This is a genomic window from Pseudomonas sp. (genome assembly GCF_026224925.1).
GTDB lineage: Bacteria > Pseudomonadota > Gammaproteobacteria > Pseudomonadales > Pseudomonadaceae > Aquipseudomonas.
This window is the reverse complement of sequence record NZ_JAMFRV010000371.1, coordinates 1-8,238: the sequence shown is the minus strand read 5'-3', so window position 1 is coordinate 8,238 and position 8,238 is coordinate 1. Positions and strand designations below refer to the sequence as shown.

At 59.1% G+C, this 8,238-nt stretch carries 9 protein-coding genes and 1 riboswitch; of the genes, 8 read left to right on the top strand and 1 reads right to left on the bottom strand.

What is annotated here, in order from left to right; all coding sequences use genetic code 11:
* The 3 genes from M0974_RS16320 to M0974_RS16310 form a co-directional block, all read left to right on the top strand.
* Positions 1-345 (top strand): Sir2 family NAD-dependent protein deacetylase (locus M0974_RS16320; protein WP_297838764.1); only part of this gene is annotated, 345 nt, incomplete at its 5' end.
* Between the two features lie 75 nt (positions 346-420).
* On the top strand, positions 421-1,086 hold the full coding sequence (locus M0974_RS16315) for an NlpC/P60 family protein (RefSeq protein ID WP_297838761.1): 666 nt from the start codon (positions 421-423) through the stop codon (positions 1,084-1,086).
* Between the two features lie 150 nt (positions 1,087-1,236).
* Positions 1,237-1,785 carry a C40 family peptidase gene (locus M0974_RS16310; protein ID WP_297838758.1) on the top strand — a complete coding sequence of 183 codons (549 nt, stop codon included), beginning with the start codon at positions 1,237-1,239 and terminating at the stop codon, positions 1,783-1,785.
* Between the two features lie 195 nt (positions 1,786-1,980).
* Here the strand turns inward: M0974_RS16310 and M0974_RS16305 are convergent, their stop codons facing one another.
* Positions 1,981-3,327, bottom strand: coding sequence for a sorbosone dehydrogenase family protein (locus M0974_RS16305; protein WP_297838755.1), 1,347 nt, complete (start codon positions 3,325-3,327; stop codon positions 1,981-1,983).
* Positions 3,328-3,488: 161 nt separating this feature from the next.
* Positions 3,489-3,711, top strand: a riboswitch (cobalamin riboswitch).
* Positions 3,712-3,817: 106 nt separating this feature from the next.
* Between M0974_RS16305 and cobO the strand changes: the two genes are divergently transcribed.
* The 5 genes from cobO to cobD all read left to right on the top strand — a co-directional run.
* A complete protein-coding gene (gene cobO / locus M0974_RS16300) occupies positions 3,818-4,429 on the top strand; it encodes a cob(I)yrinic acid a,c-diamide adenosyltransferase (RefSeq protein ID WP_297838753.1) in 612 nt (203 codons plus the stop codon).
* Between the two features lie 10 nt (positions 4,430-4,439).
* Complete coding sequence (locus tag M0974_RS16295) at positions 4,440-5,735, top strand: cobyrinate a,c-diamide synthase (RefSeq protein ID WP_297838752.1); 1,296 nt, start codon at positions 4,440-4,442, stop codon at positions 5,733-5,735.
* Entirely contained in the window at positions 5,732-6,382 is a 651-nt protein-coding gene (gene bluB / locus M0974_RS16290; protein WP_297838751.1) for a 5,6-dimethylbenzimidazole synthase, read from the top strand. Before M0974_RS16295 ends, bluB begins: the two co-directional genes overlap by 4 nt.
* Positions 6,379-7,287 (top strand): adenosylcobinamide-phosphate synthase CbiB, encoded by a 909-nt coding sequence (gene cbiB / locus M0974_RS16285; protein WP_297838750.1) that lies wholly within the window; start codon positions 6,379-6,381, stop codon positions 7,285-7,287. The genes bluB and cbiB overlap by 4 nt, the downstream gene beginning before the upstream one ends.
* Positions 7,280-8,238 (top strand): threonine-phosphate decarboxylase CobD (gene cobD / locus M0974_RS16280; protein WP_297838748.1); only part of this gene is annotated, 959 nt, incomplete at its 3' end. The genes cbiB and cobD, both read left to right, overlap by 8 nt.

Sequence of the window (8,238 nt, the reverse complement as noted above, 5' to 3'; positions counted from 1 at the left end):
GCTGTCGATCCGGAGTTGAGTGAGCATCTGCAACGGCCAATGCCACCATTGTGTAAGCAATGCCATGGGGTTCTGCGACCGCCAGTGGTGCTGTTTCAAGAAATGCTGCCCGAGCGGGCGCTAGAGACGCTGTACGAGGAAATGGCCAAGGGTTTTGATGCGGTGCTGACCATCGGCACCACGGCCAGCTTCCCGTATATTCACGAGCCGGTACTGCGGGCGCGGGTGGCGGGGGGCTTCACCGCTGAGATAAATCCGCAGCGCACCGATCACAGCGCGGCGATGGATGTGTTTCTCGGCTGTAGAGCCTTAGAAGTTCTGGAGGAACTGGTAAGTCACATTTAGATCGATTGAATTTGCAAATGAGGATCATAGAAGGCATAGTCTCGACTTCTTTACACATTTCCCACGGTCGTGCCCATGCTAACTCGCTTCGCACCCCTCGTGCCCCTCGCACTGGTTACACTTCTTTTTGGTTGCGCGGCACAGATGCCCGTCTCGCAACAACAGCAAACTCAGACTTCCATCACTGCGCAATCTTCACGCATTTCATCGCACTCACACGCGCAAATGTCTGATGGATCTGATTCTGATTCCCTGTACTCGGACGAACTGATCACCGAGAAAGAACTCTCCGAGTTCGGCAGCAGCAAGCCTTACCAAATGCCAATTCTGGCAGACAGCATCCTTGAGCGCGGCATGTCTTTGATCGGTACTCGTTACCGTGCAGGCGGCACCTCTGAATCCGGTTTCGATTGCAGCGGTTTCATCGGTTATCTTTTTCGCGAAGAAGCTGGCATGAACCTGCCGCGCTCCACCCGTGAAATGATCAACGTTAACGCACCCCTGGTTGCTCGCAACGACCTGAAACCCGGTGACCTGTTATTCTTCAGCACCAAAGGTCGCGGTCGCGTCAGCCATGCCGGTATCTACTTGGGCGATGACCAGTTCATCCACTCCAGCAGTACGCGCAGCGGCGGTGTTCGGGTAGACAGCCTGGGCGACAGCTACTGGAAAAAGACCTTTATTGAAGCCAAACGTGCATTAGCCATGGCTCCGACTACAATCCAGACCCAACACCAGTAATAGCCCTGTGGGACCGAATTCATTCGGGAAGTAGCCGACGCAGTGTCTCAGTAATGGCGAAGTTAGCTGCAGTATGCAGCTATCGGCTTATTACACGCAGATTCGGTTCTCGGCAGAGTCAGCCGCATCTACGCTCAGGTTGTTGTGTTTATGTCGATCACGTTACGCCTTGGTTCGGTTGGGTTGTTGGTCGCTTTGCTCAGTGCATGTGCCGGCCACGCTCCGCCACCACCGCAAAATCCACGGGTTATTCAGCCTGCGCCCTCTTATGGTTCTTCCGAGTCTTTCTCTCCGGCTGCTCAAGATGTGCTTTTTCGCGCATTGGGTTTGGTGGGCACACCCTATCGCTGGGGCGGCAATACACCGGACTCGGGCTTTGATTGCAGTGGTTTGATCGGCTTCGTCTACCGTGACGCAGCAGGGATTGCGCTGCCCCGTACGACCCACGATATGCTCGGCATGCGCGCGCAAAATGTCGGCATCGACGATTTGCAGTCCGGGGATTTGTTGTTCTTCGCGACCGGTGGCGGCTCAACCGTGAGCCATGCCGGGATCTACGTCGGAGAAGGGCGCTTCGTCCATGCACCTGCTACTGGCGGTACGGTGCGTCTGGACAGCCTGTCCAAACCGTATTGGCAAAAAGCCTACCTCAACGCCAAGCGCGTGATTCAGCCAGAGCACCTGGCGCGTAACCCGTAGCTGATCACGGTGGCGCACCTCGGTATGTTTGACCCACCGAGCCAGCCGCTTCCCGAATGAATTCGGTCCCACAGACGACCAAAAACCTGTGGGAATGAATCCGGTCTCGCAGGCGATCAAAAAATCTGTGGGAGCGAACTTGTTCGCGAATGAAGCGGCGCGGTCTATCAGATAAACCGTGCCGCCTGCTTCCTATCAAGGTGTAGCTGAAGTCGCCTGTTGTCCCTTCGCCGCGGTCACACGCCAGATTTTGTTACCCACATCATCCGCCACCAAAACCCCGCCATGCTGATCATTGACCACGCCAACAGGTCTGCCTTGGGCTTTGTCGTCGGCGTTTAGAAATCCGCTCAGCAGGTCGACCGGTTTTCCGCTGGGTTTGCCATTGGCGAACGGCACGAACAGTACTTTATAGCCACTGTGTGGGTTGCGGTTCCATGAGCCGTGTTGGCCAATGAACATCCCTTGATTGAATGGCGCAGGCAGCGATTTACTGTCGGCGAAGGCCAACCCCAGCGAAGCGGTATGCGGACCCACGGCATAATCAGGCGCGATGGCCTTGGCCACTAATTCCGGATTTTGCGGTTTAACCCTAACGTCGACATGTTGGCCGTAATAGCTGAACGGCCAGCCGTAGAAGGCGCCGTCTTTGACCGAGGTTACGTAATCAGGCACCAAGTCGCTGCCGATCTCGTCGCGCTCGTTAACGGCTGTCCACAGCTTGCCGGTTTGTGGCTCCCAATCCATGCCGTTGGGGTTGCGCAGGCCGGAAGCAAAGATTCGATGGGCGCCTGTGGCAACATCGACTTCCCAGATGGCAGCCCGTCCTTGTTCCTTGTCCAGACCATTTTCGCCCACGTTACTGTTGGACCCTACGGTCACGTACAGCTTCTTGCCGTCCTTGCTGGCGATGACGTTTTTGGTCCAGTGGTGGTTGATCGTTCCGGCAGGCAACTCAACGACGGTAGTCGGTTCGCCACTGATGGAGGTCTGCCCGCTCTCATAGTGATAGCGCAGCAACTTGTCTGTGTCGGCGACATAAAAGTCATTGCCGATCAGTGCCATACCAAAGGGCGAATTCAGGTCCTTCAGGAACACCGTACGTGTTTGCGCCACGCCATCGTGATCGCGGTCTCGCAGCAAGGTGATCCGGTTAGCGGTGGGCACGCCCGCGCCCGCACGGCCCATGACTTGTTTCATCACCCAGCCGCGAATGCCAGTGCTGTCATCCGGTTTTGCCGGCGAATTGGTTTCGGCTACCAGCACGTCGCCGTTGGGCAGCACGTACAGCCAGCGTGGGTGATCCAGGTTTTCAGCGAAGACCGCTACCTGAGTACCGGGTGCCGCAATCGGTTTCGCGCCCTTGGCCCAGCCAACAGCAGGGGCAATGTTCACGGTCGGGATCAACGTCTTGTTAGGTTCTGGCAGCGTCGGTGTGGGGCCGGTGCCATCGGATACTTGTAGTCGAGACGTTTCGCCGCAAGCTGCGAGGCCGGCGACCAGCGCCAGCAGGACGGCCAGTTGAGGTCTTATTGTTGGCATGATGATCTCCATGAATAGCGAAAAGGCCAGTACTGAAGTAGAGACGATGAAACGGTTGAGGTTCAACATTTCCCTGCGCGCCGATTACTTTGTCGTTTTGAACGGGTAAACCGCTCCAAAGCGATGGCGCTTTGATTGACGCTCTACCCCCAACCCTCTACCCTTCGCGACATGTTTCAGGTGCTTCGCAATCGGTGATTGGCGGAGTGAAACAGGGAAGCCGGTGAGGGCGCGTCTAGCGGTCGATCCCGGCGCTGCCCCCGCAACGGTAAATGAGTCGAAGCTGTGCATTTCAGCCACTGTGTCGCAAGCGACATGGGAAGGCGCATAGCAGGGAATTCCCACTCATGAGCCCGGAGACCGGCCTGATCCATTCAACAGCATCACGGCGGGCGATGCTCTGCGCAGGGCTTTTTATTGGGCCGTGCTGGCAGTCAATTTCAGTGCCTTCCGTTTGCTATCGCGTGCCCTGCTCAAGCGGAGAGCTGAGATGAACGAATCCCCCGAACGCGATGAACGCCATCTGGCGCGCATGCAACGCAAAAAAGCCGTTATCGATGAGCGTATCGCGAGTTCGCCTGATGAATGCGGATTGTTGCTGGTGCTTACCGGCAATGGCAAAGGAAAAAGCAGCTCTGCGTTCGGCATGCTCGCCCGGGCCATGGGGCACGGCATGCAGTGCGGCGTGGTGCAGTTCATCAAAGGTCGCAACAGCACCGGCGAAGAGCTGTTCTTCCGTCGCTTCCCCGAGCAAGTGCGTTATCACGTCATGGGCGAAGGCTTTACCTGGGAAACCCAGGACCGTCAGCGCGATATCAATGCCGCCGAAGCTGCCTGGGAAGTCTCCCGGGAAATGCTTCGCGACCCGAGCATTGGCTTGATCGTCCTCGATGAATTGAACATCGCCCTCAAGCACGGTTATCTCGACCTTGAAAAAGTCCTCAGCGATTTGCAGGGCCGTCCGCCCATGCAGCACGTGCTGGTCACCGGTCGCGGCGCCAAGCCAGAAATGATTGACCTGGCGGATACAGTCTCCGACATCGCGGTGGTCAAGCACGCCTTTCAGGCTGGCATCCGCGCGCAGAAAGGCATCGAGTTATGAGTAAGCGTTCATGAGAATGTCGCGTCATTGCCCGGCGGTGTTGATCGCCGCGCCGGCTTCCGGCCAGGGCAAAACTACAGTCACTGCCGCGTTGGCGCGTCTGCACCGCAACCAGGGTCGGACCGTGCGCGTGTTCAAGTGCGGACCGGATTTTCTCGATCCGATGATCCTCGAACGTGCCAGCGGTGCGCCGGTCTACCAGCTCGACTTGTGGATGGTCGGCGCCGAGGAAAGCCGTCGCCTGTTGTGGGAGGCTGCGGGCGAGGCGGACCTGATTCTGATCGAAGGCGTCATGGGTTTGTTCGACGGCACACCCTCAAGTGCTGACCTCGCCCGTCACTTCGGTGTGCCGGTGCTGGCGGTGATCGACGGCACGGCCATGGCACAAACATTCGGTGCCTTGGCCTTGGGCCTGGCGCGTTACCAACCTGACTTGCCGTTTGCCGGGGTGCTGGCCAATCGGGTCGGCACCGTGCGCCATGCGCAGCTGCTCGAAGGCAGCCTGACAGAGGGTTTGCGTTGGTACGGTGCGTTGTCCCGGGAGACTGGAATCGAGCTGCCGAGCCGTCATTTGGGGTTGGTCCAGGCCAGCGAACTGAACGATCTGGACGCACGTCTCGATGCCGCCGCCGACGCACTTGCCAGCACCTGTGAGGTGTCGTTGCCGCCACCGGTTGAATTCGCCGCCCCGGATGTTGTGCTGACTGAGCCGTTACTAAAGGGGCAGCGTATTGCCGTCGCCCATGACGAGGCGTTTGCCTTCCTTTATGGTGCCAACCTCGATCTGCTGCGGGCTATGGGCGCCGAGTTGTCGTTTTTCTCGCCGATCCACGACACCCAAATTCCGCCCGCCGACAGCCTATACTTGCCCGGCGGCTACCCCGAATTGCACCACGTGACACTGGGACAAAACCTGCCGATGCTGGCGGCGATTCGTGCGCACCATGCCGCGGGCAAACCACTGTTGGCGGAATGTGGCGGCATGCTCTATTTGCTGGATGCCCTGACCGATATCGACGGCCAACGCGCCGAGCTGGTGGGTTTGCTCACGGGCGAAGCGGTGATGCAGAAACGCTTGGCGGCGCTGGCTTTGCAAAACGTCGAATTGCCGGAAGGTTTGCTGCGCGGACACACCTATCATCATTCGCTGACCAGCACCGAATTGCAGCCTATTGCCCGTGGCTTAAGCCCCAATGGTGGGCGCGGCGCTGAAGCTGTTTACCGAGATGGACGCATGACCGCGTCTTACGTGCACTTCTATTTCCCTTCCAACCCCCAAGCGGTTGCGGCGCTTTTCATACCATGAATGATCAGGCTTTTAGCCCCGACGAACGTGCTGCGGTGTATCGCGCAATTGCCGAACGTCGCGACATGCGCCATTTCACCGGTGGTGAGGTGGCGCCTGAATTACTGGCACGTTTGCTCGAAGCCGCACACCAAGCGCCCAGCGTTGGCTTGATGCAACCGTGGCGCTTTATCCGCATCAGTGACCGGCAATTGCGCGCACGCATTCAGGCCCAGGTCGAAGAAGAGCGGATTCGCACTGCCGAAGCCTTGGGTGAGCGTTCCGACGAGTTCATGAAACTCAAAGTCGAAGGCATCAACGATTGCGCAGAAGTGCTGGTTGCCGCGCTGATGGACGACCGTGAGCGACACATCTTCGGTCGGCGCACCTTGCCGGAAATGGACATGGCTTCGTTATCCTGCGCCATTCAGAATTTGTGGCTGGCGGCCCGCGCCGAAGGCTTGGGCATGGGTTGGGTGTCGCTGTTTGAACCTCAAGCCTTGGCTGACTTGCTCAACATGCCTGCCGGGGCCAAGCCGTTGGCAGTGTTGTGCCTGGGACCTGTGGCGGAATTTTACCCGGCCCCGATGCTGGTATTGGAAGGCTGGGCCGTGGCCAGACCGTTGAGTGAGCTGTTGTATGAAAATCAGTGGGGCGTGACCCGATGAGCGTGGCGTTATTGAGCGTCGCCGGGGTCGCGCTGGACGCGTTGTTGGGTGAGCCGAAACGAGCGCACCCGCTGGTGGCGTTCGGGCGTTTCGCTGACCGTATTGAGCAACGTTTCAATTCGGCAGGTCGCGGCTGGCGCAGCCATGGTGTTACCGCCTGGTTTATCGCGGTCATCCCACTGACACTAGTGGCGACGGCCTTGAGCTGGCTGCCTTTTATAGGCTGGCTGGTAGAAATAGCCGCGCTTTACTGCGCGCTGGGTCTGCGCAGCCTGGGCGAGCATGTCGAGCCGGTGGCGCAAGCTTTGCGCGGCGGTGATCTCGACGAAGCGCGCCGTCGGGTTTCGTACCTGGTCAGCCGGCAAACTGCCGAGCTGGATTCCACCGAAGTGGCGCGTGCCGCCACCGAGTCGGTATTGGAAAACGGCAGTGACGCGGTGTTTGCCGCTTTGTTCTGGTTTGCGATCGCGGGTGTTCCGGGCGTGGTGCTGTACCGCTTGAGCAATACCCTGGACGCCATGTGGGGTTATCGCAACGAACGGTTCGAGCGTTTCGGCTGGGCGGCGGCGAAAATCGATGACATCCTTAATTACATTCCTGCACGGCTGGTGGCGTTGACCTACGCCGTGCTGGGCAATACCCGCTTGGCCCTGCGTTGCTGGCGTCATCAGGCGCCGCTGTGGGACAGCCCCAACGCCGGCCCGGTCATGGCCGCAGGTGCCGGTGCGCTGAACGTCGAGTTGGGCGGAGCAGCGGTTTATCACGGCGAGTTGCACCAGCGTCCGCAATTGGGTGAAGGTGCTGCGGCGGATGCAGATTCGATTGATCGTGGCTGGCAACTGGTTCAGCGCGGGGTCTGGTTATGGTTATTGATTTTGTGTGTGGGGGCTGAATTTTATGCTTGAGCACGGCGGTCGCTTGCGGGAGGCGGCGTTGAAGTACGGCATCCCCGAGAAGGACTGGCTGGACTTGTCCAGTGGTATCGCGCCGTGGTCATGGCCTATTCCGGACATTTCGCCCCGAGCGTGGGCGCGCCTACCGGAGTCCGATGACGGTCTGGAGAAAGCCGCCTGTGACTACTACGGCGCTCCACAGCTGCTGCCAGTTCCCGGTTCGCAAGCGGCGATCCAGGCGCTGCCACGGTTGCGCCGCTTGGGCAAAGTGGGGGTGTTGTCACCGTGTTATGTCGAGCACGCCGACGCCTGGCGCAGTAATGGTTTTATGGTTCGTGAAGTACAGGAACACGAAGTCGAGTTCTTTCTCGACAACCTGAGTGTGCTGGTGGTGGTCAATCCCAACAACCCCACTGGCTTGAACATTCCCCCTGAGCGCCTGCTGGAATGGCACGCGCGGCTGGCCCAGCGCGGTGGCTGGCTGGTGGTCGATGAAGCCTTTATGGACAACACGCCGCAGTTCAGCCTGAGCGCAGAGACGTGGCGGGTCGGGTTGATCGTGTTGCGTTCGTTCGGCAAGTTTTTCGGGCTGGCGGGGGCGCGTTTGGGTTTTGTCCTCGCCGATCCGCAATTCCTCAAATTGCTGGAGCGGCACATGGGGCCGTGGGCTGTCAGCGGGCCGACACGGGCGTTGGGTCAGGCGTGTCTGGAAGATGTCGCCGGCCATCGCGAGCAGCGTCAGCGTGCCGAACAGGCCAGTGAGCGTCTGGTGACGCTGCTGACATGGCACGGTTTGAAACCCCAGGGTGGCTGCGCATTGTTTCAGTGGCTCAGCACGCCGCACGCCGTTGAACTGCATGAATTCTGTGCCCGCCGTGGGGTTCTGTTGCGCTTGTTTGTGAGCAGCGACCGCCCACACAACAACAGCGTGCGCTTTGGTTTGCCAGCCGATGAACTCTGCTG